Origin of the sequence: Achromobacter sp. D10, from assembly GCF_035282245.1 — a bacterium.
GTDB lineage: Bacteria > Pseudomonadota > Gammaproteobacteria > Burkholderiales > Burkholderiaceae_B > Achromobacter > Achromobacter insolitus.
In genome coordinates, this window is the sequence record NZ_JAYJLE010000017.1 from 48,775 (window position 1) to 64,866 (window position 16,092).

Annotated in this window: 16 protein-coding genes; 12 read left to right on the forward strand and 4 right to left on the reverse strand. The window is 64.5% G+C overall.

The window, feature by feature from the left end; all coding sequences use genetic code 11:
• Positions 1 to 69 precede the first annotated feature (69 nt).
• The 3 genes from VCS63_RS28345 to VCS63_RS28355 all read right to left on the reverse strand — a co-directional run bounded on the left by VCS63_RS28345 (position 70) and on the right by VCS63_RS28355 (position 3,545).
• Positions 70 to 1,074 (reverse strand): TAXI family TRAP transporter solute-binding subunit, encoded by a 1,005-nt coding sequence (locus VCS63_RS28345; RefSeq protein WP_076812332.1) that lies wholly within the window; start codon positions 1,072 to 1,074, stop codon positions 70 to 72.
• A 154-nt stretch (positions 1,075 to 1,228) separates the two neighbouring features.
• Positions 1,229 to 2,569 carry an aspartate aminotransferase family protein gene (locus VCS63_RS28350; RefSeq protein ID WP_323881704.1) on the reverse strand — a complete coding sequence of 447 codons (1,341 nt, stop codon included), beginning with the start codon at positions 2,567 to 2,569 and terminating at the stop codon, positions 1,229 to 1,231.
• A 43-nt stretch (positions 2,570 to 2,612) separates the two neighbouring features.
• On the reverse strand, positions 2,613 to 3,545 hold the full coding sequence (locus VCS63_RS28355) for a MurR/RpiR family transcriptional regulator (RefSeq protein ID WP_112965240.1): 933 nt from the start codon (positions 3,543 to 3,545) through the stop codon (positions 2,613 to 2,615).
• A gap of 258 nt (positions 3,546 to 3,803) precedes the next feature.
• Here VCS63_RS28355 and VCS63_RS28360 point away from each other — a divergent pair, with 258 nt between their 5' ends.
• The 6 genes from VCS63_RS28360 to VCS63_RS28385 all read left to right on the forward strand — a co-directional run bounded on the left by VCS63_RS28360 (position 3,804) and on the right by VCS63_RS28385 (position 8,650).
• Entirely contained in the window at positions 3,804 to 4,352 is a 549-nt protein-coding gene (locus tag VCS63_RS28360; protein WP_042792827.1) for a MarR family winged helix-turn-helix transcriptional regulator, read from the forward strand.
• Entirely contained in the window at positions 4,349 to 4,909 is a 561-nt protein-coding gene (gene ectA, locus VCS63_RS28365; protein WP_042792828.1) for a diaminobutyrate acetyltransferase, read from the forward strand. The genes VCS63_RS28360 and ectA overlap by 4 nt, the downstream gene beginning before the upstream one ends.
• A 121-nt stretch (positions 4,910 to 5,030) precedes the next feature.
• Positions 5,031 to 6,338 (forward strand): diaminobutyrate--2-oxoglutarate transaminase, encoded by a 1,308-nt coding sequence (gene ectB, locus VCS63_RS28370; protein ID WP_042792829.1) that lies wholly within the window; start codon positions 5,031 to 5,033, stop codon positions 6,336 to 6,338.
• Entirely contained in the window at positions 6,335 to 6,739 is a 405-nt protein-coding gene (locus VCS63_RS28375) for an ectoine synthase (RefSeq protein ID WP_042792830.1), read from the forward strand. The genes ectB and VCS63_RS28375 overlap by 4 nt, the downstream gene beginning before the upstream one ends.
• 17 nt (positions 6,740 to 6,756) lie before the next feature.
• A complete protein-coding gene (thpD, locus tag VCS63_RS28380) occupies positions 6,757 to 7,683 on the forward strand; it encodes an ectoine hydroxylase (RefSeq protein ID WP_063962042.1) in 927 nt (308 codons plus the stop codon).
• Between the two features lie 94 nt (positions 7,684 to 7,777).
• Positions 7,778 to 8,650, forward strand: coding sequence for an MOSC domain-containing protein (locus VCS63_RS28385; RefSeq protein ID WP_149064903.1), 873 nt, complete (start codon positions 7,778 to 7,780; stop codon positions 8,648 to 8,650).
• Positions 8,651 to 8,680: 30 nt separating this feature from the next.
• On the opposite strand, the gene sugE is transcribed toward VCS63_RS28385, so the two are convergent.
• Entirely contained in the window at positions 8,681 to 8,998 is a 318-nt protein-coding gene (sugE, locus tag VCS63_RS28390) for a quaternary ammonium compound efflux SMR transporter SugE (protein WP_149064902.1), read from the reverse strand.
• Positions 8,999 to 9,207: 209 nt separating this feature from the next.
• On the opposite strand from sugE, the gene panD reads away from it, so the two are divergent.
• From panD to VCS63_RS28420, 6 genes are all read left to right on the forward strand, one after another.
• The gene (gene panD / locus VCS63_RS28395; RefSeq protein WP_006224022.1) at positions 9,208 to 9,576 is read left to right on the forward strand and encodes an aspartate 1-decarboxylase; all 369 of its coding nucleotides are present in this window, start codon (positions 9,208 to 9,210) and stop codon (positions 9,574 to 9,576) included.
• Between the two features lie 64 nt (positions 9,577 to 9,640).
• Entirely contained in the window at positions 9,641 to 10,693 is a 1,053-nt protein-coding gene (locus tag VCS63_RS28400) for a CDP-6-deoxy-delta-3,4-glucoseen reductase (protein ID WP_042792833.1), read from the forward strand.
• A 180-nt stretch (positions 10,694 to 10,873) separates the two neighbouring features.
• Positions 10,874 to 12,130 carry a D-amino acid dehydrogenase gene (locus VCS63_RS28405; protein WP_042792834.1) on the forward strand — a complete coding sequence of 419 codons (1,257 nt, stop codon included), beginning with the start codon at positions 10,874 to 10,876 and terminating at the stop codon, positions 12,128 to 12,130.
• Positions 12,131 to 12,134: 4 nt separating this feature from the next.
• Entirely contained in the window at positions 12,135 to 13,475 is a 1,341-nt protein-coding gene (locus tag VCS63_RS28410; protein WP_042792835.1) for an extracellular solute-binding protein, read from the forward strand.
• 185 nt (positions 13,476 to 13,660) lie between these two features.
• Positions 13,661 to 14,509 carry a TcpQ domain-containing protein gene (locus tag VCS63_RS28415; protein ID WP_042792836.1) on the forward strand — a complete coding sequence of 283 codons (849 nt, stop codon included), beginning with the start codon at positions 13,661 to 13,663 and terminating at the stop codon, positions 14,507 to 14,509.
• Positions 14,506 to 16,092, forward strand: a complete 1,587-nt coding sequence (locus VCS63_RS28420) for a hypothetical protein (RefSeq protein WP_323881705.1) — start codon at positions 14,506 to 14,508, stop codon at positions 16,090 to 16,092. The genes VCS63_RS28415 and VCS63_RS28420 overlap by 4 nt, the downstream gene beginning before the upstream one ends.

The window sequence follows — 16,092 nt, forward strand, 5'->3', positions numbered from 1 at the left end:
GCCGCCTGTGTGGCCGGGCCAGGGCTCGGCCACACAGGCATGCCGTTTCAGCGGCCCTGGGGCCAGGCCTCAGAGCAGGCCCTTTTCCTTGAAGTACTTCTCGGCGCCCGGATGCAGCGGCGCCGACAGTCCGTTCTTCACCATGTCCGCCGCCTTCAGGTTGGCGAACGCAGGATGCAGCTTCTTGAAGTCGTCGAAGTTGTCGAAGACTGCCTTGACCACGGTGTAGACCGTGGCGTCGGGCACATCTGCAGAGGTGACGAAGGTGGCCGTGACCCCATACGTCTTGGTCTCGGAAGGGTTGTTCGGATACAGCCCGGCCGGAATCGTGGCGTGAGCGTAGTAGGGATACTTTTCGACCAGTTTGTCCACGGAGGGGCCCGTCAGCGACACGAGCTTGGCGCCGCAGCTGGTGGTGGGATCCTGGATGTTGGCGGAAGGGTGGCCCACGCCATAGAAGAAGCCGTCGATCTTGCCGTCGCACAGAGCCGAGCCGTGTTCATCAGGGCGCAGTTCCGAGGCCAGCGAAAAATCCTTCAGGGTCCAGCCCATGGTGCTCAGCAATTCCTCCATCGAGGCGCGTGTTCCCGAGCCGGGGTTGCCGACGTTGAAGCGCTTGCCCTTCAGGTCTTCGAAACTCTTGACGTTCGCTTCCTTGCGCGTCACTACGGTGAAGGGCTCGGGGTGGATGGAAAACACGGAGCGCAGCTTGGTGAACGGCCCGGCCTGCTTGAATTGGCCTTCGCCCTTGTAGGCGTTGAAGCCTACGTCGGATTGCACGACGCCCAGGTCCAGTTCGCCTGCCTTGATGGTGTTGGCGTTGAAGACCGAGCCGCCGGTCGATTCGACCGAGCAGCGGATGCCGTGGCTGGAACGGTCCTTGTTGACGAGGCGGCAGATGGCGCCGCCGGCGGCATAGTAGACGCCGGTGACGCCGCCCGTGCCGATACTGACGAACTTCTGTTGTGCGGCGGCGGGCGCCGACGCCGTGGACATCAATGCCGTAGCGATGCCTGCGGCTGCGAGCGCCCAGGCGTTGCGATGGCCCAAGGGGTGTTTGACGGACGTGGTCATGCAAACTCCTTTTGGGGTTTTTCCCCGTGATATTGCCGGTCTTTGCCGGCGGTTGGCGCGCCCCGCGAGCCGCGGAACGCCCTGTGCGTATCATCACGAGCCCGCGCAAGGCGGGCGGCGCGGCGGCGTTTCCCGTCGCCGCGCTTGCAGGCGGCTAGGCGCGCGCCTGCGAAATGGCGGCGTCGATGGCGCCGCGCAGACGTTCGGTCAGTTGATCCAGCTCATCGTCGGAGATGATGAAGGGCGGGGCGAGCAGCACGTGATCGCCCTGGCGCCCGTCGATGGTGCCGCCCATCGGATAGACCATCAAGCCGCGCGCCATGGCCTCGCGCTTGATGCGGGCGTGCAGCGTAAGGGCGGGGTCGAAAGTCTGCTTGCTGCCCCGGTCCTGCACCAGCTCGACGCCCATGAAGAGGCCGCGGCCGCGAATGTCGCCGACGTGGGGATGCGCGCCCAGCGCGCTTTCCAGGCGCTGGCGCAGGCCTTCGCCCTGGGCGCGTACGCGCGCCAGCAGCTGGTCGCGCCGGATGACGTCCTGCACGGCGAGCGAAGCCGCGCAGGCGATCGCATGGCCCAGGTAGGTGTGGCCGTGCTGGAAGAAACCGCTGCCTTGCTGCATGGCGTCCACGATGCGCTGTTGCACCATGACCGCGCCTATGGGCTGATAGCCTCCGCCCAGGCCCTTGGCGATGGTGATCAGGTCGGGCGTGACGTCTTCCTGCTCCACCGCGTACAAGGTGCCGGTACGGCCCATGCCGCACATGACTTCGTCGGCGATCAGCAGCACGCCGTGGCGGTCGCAGACTTCGCGGATGCGACGGAAATAGCCAGGCACGGCCGTCACGGCGCCGGCGGTGGCGCCCACCACGGGTTCTGCCACGAACGCCATGACCGTGCCGGCGCCCAGGCGCTCGAAGGTCTGTTCCAGTTCCCGTGCCAGGCGCTCGCCGTATTGTTCGGGACTTTCGCCTTCGCGCTGGTCGCGGTAGGCGTAGCAGGGCGAGACATGCTCGACTTCGATCAGCAGCGGCGCGAACTGTGCGCGGCGCCACGCGTTGCCGCCCACTGCCAGCGCACCCAGCGTGTTGCCGTGATAGCTCTGCCGGCGCGCGACGATGTGGCGGCGTTCAGGTTGGCCGATTTCCACGAAGTACTGCCGCGCCATCTTCAGAGCGGCTTCCACGGCCTCCGAGCCGCCCGACACGAAATAGGCGTGCGAAATGCCTTGCGGGGCGTCAGCTACCAGCCGCTCGGCCAGCCGCTCGGCTACCTCGGTCGTGAAGAAGCTGGTGTGGGCATAGGCCAGCGCGTCGATCTGCGCATGCATGGCCGCCTGGATGTCAGGATGATTGTGCCCCAGGCAGGAGACCGCGGCGCCGCCGGAGCCGTCGAGATAGGAACGGCCGGCGTTGTCGTAGACCCATACGCCCTGGCCGCGGACGGCGACGGGGGGCGTCTGGCGCAATGAACGATGCATGACGTGGGTGTGGCTCATGGAGGCAATTCCGCAGTGCAGGGGTTAAAGGCGAATCCGGGTGTCAGGCGGGGCGGCGCGGTTGGGCGGCGCTCCAGTAAACGTTGTCGTTGAGCAGGCGTTGTTCGACTTCGGTGAGGCGGTTTAGGACCTCGTCGCCGCCGCGCGCGGTCAGGCGCGCGATCAGGTGCTCTGCCAGGCCCAGCAGGCCTGCCGTGGTGTGGAAGAACGAGCCGGGCCCCTGGCGCGCCGGACGGGCGCGAACACCCTCGCGGTCCGGTGGGGCGAAGCGCAAGGTATGGCGGGCTTCGACGGCCAGCGGGGACAGCGGGTCGTCGGTCAGCGCGATGAGCGCCACGCCGCGTTGCGCGGCCTGGCGGGCCAGTTGCACGGTGGCGGTGGGATAGGGCGCCTGGGAAATGACGATTAGCGCATCGCCTGGGCCCAGGTTGTCGGCCTGTTCGGCTGGCGCGCCGCCCAGCCCGTCGATCAGCACGCTGTTACGGCGGACCAATTGGTAGGCGTAGCGCATCTGGAAGGCAATGCCGAAGGCGGAGCGCGTGCCCAGAAACCCGACCTGCCGGGCTTCCAGCAGGGTCTGCACCGCGGCGTCGAAGGTAGACGGCGGATTCAACGCGCAGACTGAACTCATGGCGTGGATCTGATAGTCGGTCAGGACGTCGTGTCCGGGCGCGGCGGATTCACCCGCGGCGGCCTGCAGGGCGGCGGCGCGGTCCCGCAGGCCCGGCGTGCCTTGCCCTGCCAACGCCTGCTGGAATGGCAGGCGGAAGTCTTCGTAACTGGAAAAGCCGACTGCCCGGGCCAATCGCAACATGGTTGCCGGTGCAACGCCCAGGGTTTGGGCCTGGCGCCGCATGGACCACAGGCCGACTTCAGCGGGATGCGCCACGACCCAGTGCGCGGCCCGTTGCAATTCGGGTGGCAGTTGCTCCAGTTTTTCCTGGAGAGTCAGGAGGAGGTCGGACGGCAGGGACATGTACGGCAGAACGGGGCATAAAAAACATATGATAAATCTGTGTTTAATAAAAAAACATATGTTTTTATAAGGATTTCCCCCTATGGAGCGGATGCGTGTCGTCCCAGGCCTGCGCTGACAAATTCCGGAATTCTGCTGCCATCCTCTGCAAATCTGTGTTCATTTAATTACATCGTGCGCGGGCGTTTTTGTTTGACGGGAATGAATCGTGCGCATATCATTTGTGTAGAAATGATTTGACCGAACATTCTTTTTCCCATGACTGACGCCGTGACATCCGATCCTTCGCAGCAATACGATTTGCGCATCTTGCGGGCGCTGCGCCGCATCACGCGTTCCATCGCTTTGCACTCGCGCCAGCTGTCCGCCGTCAGCCACATCACGGCGCCTCAGTTGATGTGCCTGCGCACCGTGATCGCCAACGGCCCGATGACGGCGACTGCCATCAGCCGTGAAATGCACGTCAGTCCCAGCACTGTGGTCGGGATTCTGGATCGCCTGGAGGACAAGGGCTTGATCCGCCGCGAACGCGGCCGCGAAGACCGCCGCATCGTATTCGTCACGGCCACCGACGCCGGCCGTGACCTGGCGCAAGGCGCGCCGTCGCCGTTGCAGAAGCACCTGGCCGACGCGCTCAATGCCTTGCCAGAGCTTGAACAGGCCACCATCACACTGTCTCTGGAGCGCATCGTGGCGCTCATGGAGCAGGATGGCCAGGCCGCCGTCGAGACGCATGGCGATGTGTCGTCGCCCATCCTTGAAGTGCCCACGGGCGGGGCACCCCCTGAATCGGGAATCGTTGCATGAAGAAAAACGAACTGGATACCCCAACCCTCTCAAGTGCCGTGGCGCCGGCGGTCAGCGCGCAGACCCATACCATGCGTCTGCCCGACCGCAAAGACGGCGCCGCCATCCACCGCCTCATTTCCGAGTGCCCGCCACTCGACCTGAATTCCCTCTACGCGTACCTGCTCCTGGCTGAGCACTTTCGCGACACCTGCGTCCTGGCCGAAAGTGCCGGCGGACGCATCGACGGTTTTATCTCCGCATATGTGATCCCGGACCGGCCCGACACCTTGTTTGTCTGGCAGGTTGCGGTGCACACCCGCGCACGCGGCCATCGACTGGGCCGCGCCATGCTTCGCGAGCTCTTGCGCCGCAAGGGTCTCGAGCATGTCCGCTATCTCGAAACCACGGTGGGGCCTGACAACCAGGCATCGCGCCGCAGCTTTGCCGGCCTGGCCGGCGAACTGGGCGCCCACGTCTCCGAGCAGCCGTTCTTCGACCGGCAGCTCTTCGGCGGCGCGGACCATGACGACGAGATGTTGTTGAGGATAGGTCCGTTCGCCTTGCCGGCCCCCTAGGGGCGGCGCAAGCCCAGCGGTCTTATCGAATACCGGGATGGTTGGCCGATCCGGATGCGCTTGCGCACCCGGAAGGGCTCAGGCCGTCCGTCCACTTATGAGATGAAAGGGAGGATTAATCATGGACTTGAAAATCTTTGACCGGATGGAGTCGGAGGTGCGGGGCTACATCCGGTCGTTCCCCGTGATATTCAGCCAGGCCCGGGGCTCGACCCTGATCGATGAGGAAGGCACCGAATACATCGATTTCTTCAGCGGCGCCGGCACGCTGAACTACGGCCACAACAATCCTGTTCTCAAGGAAAAGCTGCTGGAGTACGTCCAGTCGGACGGCGTGGTTCATGGCCTGGACATGGCCACCAGCGCGAAGAAGCGTTTCCTGGAGACGGTGGACCGCGTGCTGCTCAAGCCGCGCAACTGGCAATACACCTTGCAGTTCACCGGCCCGACCGGCACCAACGCGGTGGAAGCCGCGCTGAAGATCGCGCGCCAGGTCAAGGGGCGTCCCAACGTCATCTCCTTTACCCATGGCTTTCACGGCGTGAGCGGCGGTTCGCTTGCCGTGACGGCCAACATGAAGTTCCGCGACGCGTCCGGTTACGCGCTGGGCAACACCACGTTCATGCCCTACGACGGATACTTCGGTCCGGACGTGGATACCATGGCCTACCTGGAGCGCATGCTCGAGGATCCCAGCAGCGGCATGGACAAGCCGGCCGCCGTCATTGTGGAAACGGTGCAAGGCGAGGGCGGCGTCAACGTGGCGACGCTGCGCTGGCTGAAAGAGCTGGAAAAGCTGTGCAAGCGCCATGACATGCTGCTGATCGTGGACGACATCCAGGTCGGTTGCGGACGCACCGGCACGTTCTTCAGTTTCGAGGCCGCGGGCATACGTCCCGACATCATCACGCTGTCGAAGTCGCTGTCGGGTTTCGGCCTGCCGATGTCGCTGGTGCTGATGAAGCCCGAGCTGGATATCTGGAAGCCCGGCGCCCACAGCGGCACGTTCCGCGGCAACAACCTGGCTTTCGTCACGGCGGCACAGGCGCTGGAAACCTATTGGGCCAACACCGCCTTCGCCACCGAAATCCAGCGCAAGGAGCGCCAGGTGCGCGACTGGCTGGAGAACCTGGTTCACAGCTATCCGAACGCCGGCCTGTCGGCGCGCGGCCGCGGTTTGATCCAGGGCCTGGTGTGCAACGCCACGCCTGCGCTGGCCAACCGCATCGCGCAGAACGCCTTCAAGAAGGGCGTGGTGATTGAAACGTCTGGCGCGCACGACGAAGTGCTGAAGTTGCTGCCCGCCCTGACCATCGAAGAAGAGCTGCTGAGCAAAGGCCTGGACGTGATCGAAGCCAGTGTCGCGGAAGCGCTCGCCGAAGAAGGGCAGTCCGCCCGCATTCTGAAATTTGGAGGAAAACGTCAATGATCGTACGCAATGTCAAAGATGTGATCGGCACCGCCGACGAAGTCCGCACCGATACCTGGGTCAGCCGCCGCGTGCTGCTGAAAAAGGACGGCATGGGCTTCTCCTTTCACGAAACCACCATCTTTCCGGGCGGCCGTACCCATATCCACTACAAGAACCATCTTGAAGCGGTGTGGTGCATCGAAGGCGACGGCTCCATCGAGACCATCGCGGACGGCAAGAAGTACGAACTGGGCCCCGGCGTGGTCTACGCCCTGAACGAACATGACGAGCACTGGCTGTGCGGCGGCAAGGAGCCGCTGCGCGTCATCTGCGTCTTCAACCCGCCGCTGACCGGCCAGGAAGTGCACGACAAAGAAGGCGTCTACGCCTTGCCTGAGCCCGAAGCCCAAGCGGCCTGACATACAAGGAGGTTCGCATGATCTCACCTGCACAGGATCCGTACGCCTCCCGTACGGATCGAAGTTCCGCCATCATCGCCCGCCAGGATCCGGTGGTCTATGAAAACGGCCAGTACGCCAGCGCCCTGAACGCCGGCCAGGTCGAGCAATACGAGCGCGACGGTTTCATCCTGCTGGAGAATCTGTTCTCGGAGGACGAAGTCCGCGCGCTGTCTGGGGAAGTCGAGCGCATGACGCGCGATCCTTCGATCGTCCGCCGCGAAGAAGCCATTACGGAGCCAGGCAGCAATGCGGTGCGTTCCATCTTCATGGTGCACGTGCTCAATCCCGTCCTGTCGCGTCTGGTGCGCGACCCCAGGCTGGTCAACGTGGCGCGGCAGATCCTCGGTTCCGAGGTGTACATCCATCAGTCGCGCGCCAACATGAAGCCGGGCTTCAAGGGCAAGGAGTTCTATTGGCACTCCGACTTCGAGACCTGGCACGTCGAAGACGGCATGCCCGCCATGCGCGCCCTGAGCTGCTCGGTGCTGTTGACCGACAACAATGAGTGCAACGGCCCCTTGATGCTGGTGCCGGGATCGCATCGCCAGTTCATCTCGTGCGTGGGCGAGACGCCGAACGAGCACTACAAGCAGTCGCTGAAGAAACAGGAATACGGCGTGCCGGATCCGGTCAGCCTGCAGCTGCTGGTGGAGCAGGGCGGCATCCGTACCATGACGGCCAAGGCCGGCTCGGTGGTGTTCTTCGACTGCAACACGATGCACGGCTCCAATAGCAATATCTCGCCTTGGCCGCGCGCCAATGTGTTCATGGTCTATAACAGCATGGACAACACCTTGAACCCGCCCAAGTACGGGCTGACGCCGCGTCCCGAGCACATCGCGACGCGCAAGGGATTCAAGGCGGTTACGCCGCTGGATGCCTTGAAGCTGGTCGGAGGCTGAGCCTCCCATGAAAAAGCCCAGGCGGCGCCTGGGCTTTTTCCTTTTGGCGTCTGCTATTCTCTGCGCACTTCGCCCTCTTGAGACACCGCACGCCATGTCCGCCCGCATTCTCAGTCTGCATATCTACCCGGTGAAATCCTGCGCAGGCATCGCCCTGAACGAATCGCCCATCGACCGCGCCGGGTTGGCCCACGACCGTCGTTGGATGCTGATCGGCGCCGACGGCCAATTCATGACGCAGCGGCAATGGCCCGCGATGGCGCTGATCCGCACCGCGCTCACCGCCGATGCGCTGCGCCTGTCCGCGCCGGGCATGTCCGACCTGGATATTGCCTTGGACGGGTCGGGGCTGGAGCCGGGGGCGCAATCCGTGGGCGTATGGAGCGATACCATTTCGGCCCGGCGCGAGAGCACCGCGGCTGGACAGTGGTTTTCCGAATTCCTGAACACGCCGTGCCGGCTGTACAAGGTGGATGCGGCGGCGCAACGCAATGCCAAGCCGGACTGGGTTTCGCGCTGGGTGGATGCGCATCCCGATCTGGCCGAATCGTTCGCCGGCGCGCATTGCTTCGGCTTTGCCGACGGTTTTCCCCTGCTGGTGGCCAATCAGGCTTCACTGGACGATCTGAATGCCCGGCTAAGCGCCAAAGGCGTGGCCCCGGTGCCGATGGACCGGTTTCGTCCCAACATTGTCGTACAGGGTGACTGGGAAGCCTTCGAGGAAGACCACACCGCCATGATCGAGGCCGGGGGCGTGAAAATGGCGTTCGTCAAGCCTTGCACCCGTTGTTCGATTCCCGATATCGACCAAAGCACAGCCCGGCAGTATGAAGAGCCCGGCCGCACCCTGGCGGGATACCGGAATCTGGAAATCGGCGTGGTGTTCGGCCAGAACGCCATCCTGGACGCGCCCGCGGGGGCGCGCCTGAAGGTGGGCGACGAGGTCGGAATCGAACTGGATTTCTGATCAGCAGCCCCGGCGCCCTCCGCCGGTGGCTCAGGACGAGGACAACTTCAGGCCCACAAGGCCCAGCACAATGAGGATGACGCTTGCAATGCGCATCCAGCTGGTCGACTCGCCGAAGAGCACGATGCCGGCCACGAAGGCGCCGATCGTGCCTATGCCCACCCAAACCGCATAGGCGGTGCCCAGGGGCAGGGACTTCATTGCCAAGGCCAGCAGCCAGAAGCTGATGATCATGCCCCCGGCGGTGATGACCGACGGCCAGAGGCGGGTGAATCCATGGGTGTACTTCAGGCCCACGGCCCAGACGATTTCAAACAGGCCTGCGAGTACCAGGATGATCCAGGTCATGACGACTCCTACGCTTATGCTGCCGGCATGACGCCGGCGCGAGGGGCCGTCCCCAGAAACAGACACACCGGCCATCCGGCCGCATGCGGCAACGGGCCGTCCCGCTGCGGCAAAAATTATAGAATACCGGCTTCCGACGGCAAAACCGGGTGCCGGGCATCACTCTAGCAACACTTCGCGTTCCGGGCCGCGAAACCAGGATATTTATCATGCAACGCATCATGCTGCGGGCAAAGCTGCACCGCGTCACGGTCACCGAAGCCGACCTGCATTACGAAGGGTCTTGTGGCATCGACGAAGACTTGCTGGACGCTGCCGGCATGCGCGAGTTCGAACGCATCGAACTCTACAACGTCACCAACGGCGAACGTTTCGACACTTACATCATCAAGGCGGCCCGCGGCAGCGGCGCCATTTCCTTGAATGGCGCGGCCGCGCGCCGGGCCCAGGTTGGCGATCTGCTGATCATCTGCACCTACGGCCCGATGTCGGAAGCCGATTCGGCGACGCACAAGCCCCAGGTGGTCCTGGTGGACGACGCCAACCGCGTCAAGGAAATCCGCAAGTTCCCGGCCTGAGGCCGGCCCGCACGGAGCGCATCTTTCCGCGAGGCGCTCCGTCAAAACCCTGAATCGTTTCATCATGAGCTTCCAGGTCATCATCCAACCCAGCCAGCACCAATTCCCGGTCGAACCCGGCCAGACCGTGCTCGATGCCGCGCTGGCCGCCGGCATCGTCTTGCCGTACAGCTGTCGCAACGGCGCCTGCTCCACCTGCAAGGGCCGCGTGGTTTCCGGGGAGTACGACGCCGGACAATATCCGGCGCAGATTCTTTCGCCCGAAGAGCTGGCGGATGGCTATACGCTGTTCTGCCAGGCCCGGCCTGAATCCGACATGGTGGTCGAATCGACCGAAGTCCGCCTTGCCAGCGACATCCAGATCCGCAAGCTGCCGTCGCGCGTGCAGACGCTGGAGCGTGTGGCCCCGGACGTTACGGTAATCAAGCTGCAGCTGCCCGCTTCCGAGCAGTTCCGCTATTACGCCGGCCAGTACATCGAGGTCATCCTGAAGGACGGTCGCCGGCGCAGCTATTCGATGGCTGGCGCGCCACACACGGGCAGCCCCCTCGAATTGCATATCCGCCACATGCCCGGCGGCGTGTTTACCGACCACGTGTTCGGCGCGGGCGACACGCAGATGAAAGAGCGCGAGATCCTGCGCCTGGAAGGCCCCTTCGGCTCCTTCTTCCTGCGCGAAGACAGCGACAAGCCCGTCGTGCTGCTGGCTAGCGGCACGGGCTTCGCCCCGGTCAAGGCCATCGTCGAGCACATGATCCACAAGAACATCAAGCGTCCGGTGGCGTTGTATTGGGGCGGACGCCGTCCGCGCGACCTCTACATGGATGCCCTGGCGCAGTCGTGGGCCGGCATGCTGCCCGATTTCCGTTATGTCCCCGTGGTGTCCAACGCCTTGCAGGAAGACGGCTGGACGGGGCGCACCGGTTTCGTCCATGAAGCCGTCATGCAGGACATCGCCGACCTGTCGGGCCATCAGGTCTATGCCTGCGGCACGCCGCTGATGGTGGACGCCGCCAGGCGCGAATTCAGCGCCCAGAACGGGCTGCCGCCCGAAGAGTTCTACGCGGACGCCTTTACGTCGGAAGCCGATCTGGCCAAGGCCGCCGCCCAGTCTTGAGTAACAGGGCATGAGCGAAAGGGGTGGAACGAGCGGGCCTGGAAAGGTTTGTGACTTCCGCCCCTTTTTATTCCATAGGCGCGGGCAAAGCGCCAGGGTAAACTGCCGTGGCAGCAGCTTGCCATGGATCGCGGACATCGGGTCGGCGAACCGAGCTGGCACGCAAGGAGCAATGCGGGCATGAAAGTAGCGGTATTGGGTGGCGGCATCATCGGAATTTCCAGCGCCTGGTGGCTGAACCAGGCCGGACATGACGTCGTGGTCATAGATCGCTGCACCGGTCCCGCCCAGGAAACCAGCCTGGCCAACGGCGCCCAGATCTCGGTTTCCTATGCCGAACCCTGGGCCAATCCCCAGGCACCGCTCAAGCTGCTCAAGTGGATGTTCCAGGATGACGCTCCGCTGCTGTTCCGCCCGCAGCTGGACTGGCGGCAATGGATGTGGGGGCTGTCGTTCCTGCGCGAGTGCCTGCCTGGCCGTCTCGCGCCCAATATCCGTGCCATGGTCCGCATGGCGGAGTACAGCCGCGCCACGCTGCGCGGCATGCGCGCAGAGCTGGGCATCCAGTACGACCACCTCGAGCGCGGTATCCTGAATTTCTATCGCGATCCCCACGAATTCGAAAACTCGCAGCGCGCCGCAGGTCTCATGCGCGATTTCGGCGTGGAACGCCGCGTGGTCTCGGCTGATGAAGTCATCGCCATCGAGCCCGCGCTGGCGCCGCACCGCCAGACCATCGTCGGCGGCGACTACACGCCCGAAGACGAGAGCGGCGACGTGCATCTGTTCACCGTGGCCCTGGCCGAGCGCTGCGCCCGGGCGGGGGTCGAATTCCGCTACAGCACGCGCGCCACGCGGCTGCTGACCGCCGGCGGCACGGTGCAAAGCATCGAGATCATCGAACCCGACGGCCGTTATGGCACCGTGTCGGCGGACGCCTACGTGGTGGCAATGGGCAGTTTCAGCCCCTATTTGTTGCGGCCGCTGGGCGTGCCGTGCAATGTCTATCCGGCCAAGGGCTATTCCGCGACTTTTCCGGTGCTCAAGCCGGAGGCCACGCCCACGGTCAGCCTGACGGACAGCAGCCACAAGGTTGTTTTTTCGCGCCTGGGCGACCGGCTGCGCATGGCCGGAACCGCGGAGCTGTCGGGATATTCCCGCAGCTTGAACACCGGACGCTGTGAAGCCATGACCCGCCTGGCGCGCGAACTCTTTCCCGACGCGCTCGATTTCGAGCGCGTCAGTTACTGGTCGGGCTTGCGCCCGTCCACTCCCTCTAACGTGCCCATTATCGGCCGCTGCCGTATCCCCAATCTGTACGTCAATACAGGACACGGTACGCTCGGTTGGACAATGGGCGTTGGCTCGGGCCGGGCATTGGCCGATCTGCTTAGCGGAAGGCGGCCGGAACCGGAATTCCCTTTTCTTGGTCTGTGAACCTATGAAGAATCTGCAATTGGCGGGCGTTGCCCGCGCGATGTTCGCCAGCCGGCGCGCATGGTTGTTCGGCGCCGCCATGGCGATGGCCGGTGCGGCGAATGCCGCGGCGGTCGAAATCCAGGTATGGCATACGCTGACCGACGCAAACAAGGCCGAGTTCGAAAAGCTCGCCAAGCAATACAACAAGGAGCAGGACCAGGTCCGCGTGACGCTGCGCGGCTTCGCCTCGCCCAGCGCGCTGGAGCAGGAAGCCGTCTCGGCGGTCAAGGCCAAGAAGGGGCCCAACCTGCTGCAACTGACCGACAACCATTCGCCCGAAGTCGTCGCCCAGCACAAGGCTGTGCTGCCCCTGTACGAGCTGCTGGCCAAGTACCCGATCAAGGACCTGAACTGGTTCGTGCCCGCCACGAGCAGCTTCACCCGCGATAGCAAGGGCCGCTTGTTGGCTTTCCCCTGGATGGCCGAAGTGCCGGTGATGTTCTACAACACCGCCGCCTACAAGAAAGCTGGTCTGGACCCCAACAAGCCCGCGCGCACCTGGGTCGGCCTGCAAGGCGAGCTGTTGAAGCTGCGCGACGTGGCCGACATCGACTGCCCCTACGCCTCGAGCGACCAGGTTACGGTCCACCTGGAGAACCTGGCGCCCGTCAACAACCAGCAGTTCACCAGCAATAACAATGGCCTGGACGCGGTCACCAAGAAGTCGGCCGCGCCCGCCATGCAGTTCGACACGCTGTACATGCGCCATATCTCGCTGATGGTCAGCTGGAAGCGTTCGCTGTTGTTCACGGCGCATTCTGCCGACAATGCCAGCGACAAGTTGTTCGCCAAGGGCGAATGCGCTGTGTTGACGGCCAACACCGGTGCGTTCGGCCAGTTCATCAACACCAAGTCGCTGTCCTTCGGCGTGGCGCCGCTGCCTTACTACGACCAAGTCACCAAGGACGGCGGCAAGCCGTTCGTGAGCGGTTCGGCGCTGTGGGTGCTGGAAGGCCATCCCCAGGCCGAAGAAAAGGCCACCGCGCAGTTCCTGGCCTGGCTGTCCAAGCCCGTCATCGCGGCGGAATGGCACCAGCGCACCGGCTACCTGCCGCTGACGGAAGCCGCATTCCGCGCTTCGGACGTGTCGTTCTATGACCGCATTCCGGGCGTCCAGGCGCTGATCGCGTCCATGCGCACCCAGCCGACGACCAACAGCCGCGGCTTCCGCATGGCCAACTACACGCGCATCGAGCCGGTGTTGAACCAGCAGCTCAACGATGCCTTCGAAGGCAAAGTGCCGCCGGTTGCGGCGCTGAACAACGCCGCGTCGCAAGCGCGCAGCATCGCCGCGCAACGCTGATCCAGGCAGGCGGCGCAAACGCCGCCACCCTGGCCCGAACCCGGTCTCTGGACCGGGTTTTTTTTCTGAGCCGTACGCGACCAAACCATCCATGCGTACATGCCAGTCTGGTGACGCGCTGGCCGCTCGTCCACCATGCCTCTCATGCGTATCGATCCCGGTGCGCCTTTTGTTCGCGGTGAGGCATGGTTCGTTTCTTCTTCCTGGCGGCAGGGCTGTCCTGCCTGGGGGCCTGCACAGGGGTCGGCAAGAGTCCGGCCGCAGCTACATGGGAGGCCTCGCGCCAGGCTTCCCAAGGCTTCCGCTTCGACTGGCAGTTGTCCGGCGATCCGGCCGTGGCGCCCATGCAGGTGTTCGACGACGGCAAGGAGACCTGGCTGCAGTTCGCGCCTGGCCAGGCGCTGCCCGCGATCTTCGGCGTCGGCAGCGATGGCGAGCGCGCCTTGCCGTACTTGAGGCGCGACCCTTATGTCGTGCTGGCAGGAGGCTGGAGCGGCCTGCTGTTTCGCGGCGGGCGCCTGACCGCTAGGGCTCAGCGCCTGCAGGCGGTCGCCGAAGCCAAGCCTGGGCACGAATCGGCATCATCGACGGCGGATGCGGTTGCGGAGCCCGTCGGTCCGACCCGGCCGGTCGAGCCAGCTGCGCCCGCTATCGGAACCCTGCAAGCCGCCGGCCCCTTGGCGCTGGCGTCGTCCAGCACCGCAGCGTCGGCGCCGGCGTCGGCGTCGGCGTCGCAGCCGGTCTATCGCGCAGCGCCTCCGGACGCCACGTTGCGCGCTGTCCTCGCGCGCTGGGCCAGCCTCTCAGGTTGGACCTTCCAAGCTCAGCATTGGGCCGTGGACGTCGACATTCCCTTGTCAGCGGCCGCCGAGTTCTCCGGTGACTTCAAATCCGCCGTACGCGAACTGCTGGGAGCTACCGAACTCGCTGAAAAGCCGCTGCAGCCGTGCTTCTACGGCAACCGCGTATTGCGCGTGGTGCCTTTGGCGCAATCCTGCACGCGCATGGCCGCGCCAGGAGGGGCCTCGGCATGATGCGCATCGTCTGTCTGGGTATCGTCGTTTCCGGAGTGTTGGGCGGTTGCGCCGCGTCGCAACAGGTTGCCGACCAGCGCCGCGCGGCGCACGCGCGTCAAACCAAGTTGGCCGCCAGCCATCAGGCCTTTGCTGATGGACTGTCCGATCGCGCCGCGCGCCTGGCGGCCCAGGATGTCACCGCGCCATGGCTCGCAGGTAAGCCGCAACCCTTGGCGCGCGAGGTGCTGCTTCCGCCTGCCTTGCGAGAAAACGTCCGGACGACGTTGATGCTGGCTGACGACGCCGATCTTCCCGTCCTGGCCCAGCGTCTGACTGCCGCCACCGGCATTCCGGTCCGGGTGCGGCCAGATGCCTTGCTGCCCCTGGAATTGTTCTTGCCCCGACTGGCTGTCAACGGCGCGCTGTCCGTCCCGGTGCCTGCCAGCTTCGAGGTCCGCGCTGGCGGGCTGCCGCTGGCAGATTTGCTGGACGCGCTGGCCGCGCGTTTTTCGGTGCATTGGCGCTACGAGCACAATGCGCTCGAGTTCTACCGAACCGAAACCCGCGTGTTCGATTTGCGTGCCTTGTCGCTGGCCAGCAAAGTAGATGTCCGGCTTGGCCGTCAGGGCAGCGCCGAAGGTGAGGGCTTTGAGAGCACCTCCAATACATCCTTGTCGGCCGGACAGCACGACGCGCTGGCGATCCTGCGCGCCAATATTGCGCCATTCCTGACGCGTTCCGGCGTCGTCGCTGAAGCGGTCGAAGGCGCTACTTCGATCGTCGTCACGGACACGCCGGAAGCCTTGGAGCGTGTCGCGCGCTATCTCGAACGCGAGAACAAGGCGCTGACCCGCCGAATCCGCTTGATGTTCGAGGAAATCACGGTCGTCGCCGATGACGCCACGTCGGGCGGTATCGACTGGAGCATCGTCTACGCCGCAGCGGGAACGGCCGCGCGCTTGGCGCTGCCCGGGGCCGGAGCGCCAACCAGCAACGCGGAGGCGGCCATGTCCAGTGGGCCGTTCCAGGGCACGCAAGCCATTGTTTCCGCGCTCAGCACCATGGGCGCCATCGTGCGGCATAACAAGGTCCCCATCCTGACCTTGAACCGCCGCCCAGTCACCCACGCGGTAAGGACCACGTTCAGCTACATCGACCGGGTGCAGAGCACGGCCGTCCCCGGCGCCACAGCGAGCGGTGCCAACGGATCCCTGCCTGCGGTATCCATCAGCCAGAAAGAGGAGACGATCGGCTCGTTCCTGACGCTGCTGCCCGACATCCAGGAGGACGGGCAGATACTCCTTTCGCTCGCCTATGACAACGCGGTCGCTCAGCCCTTGAAAACCATCACGTTCGGAGAGCGCGGCAATCAGATCCAGGTCCAGCAGGTGACGATCGACGGCAACGGCACGGTGCAGCAGATCGAGCTGCGCCCCGGCCAGCCCATCATTGTTTCCGGTTTCGACCGCAACCAGGAGCAGCACCACCGCCAACGGCTGGCGCCCGGATTGCCGCTTATCGCGGGCGGCCGGGATAGCGCCGCCTCGGAACGCATGACGACTCTGGTGCTGGTGACGGCGCAGGTCGAGGAAGGTTACTAA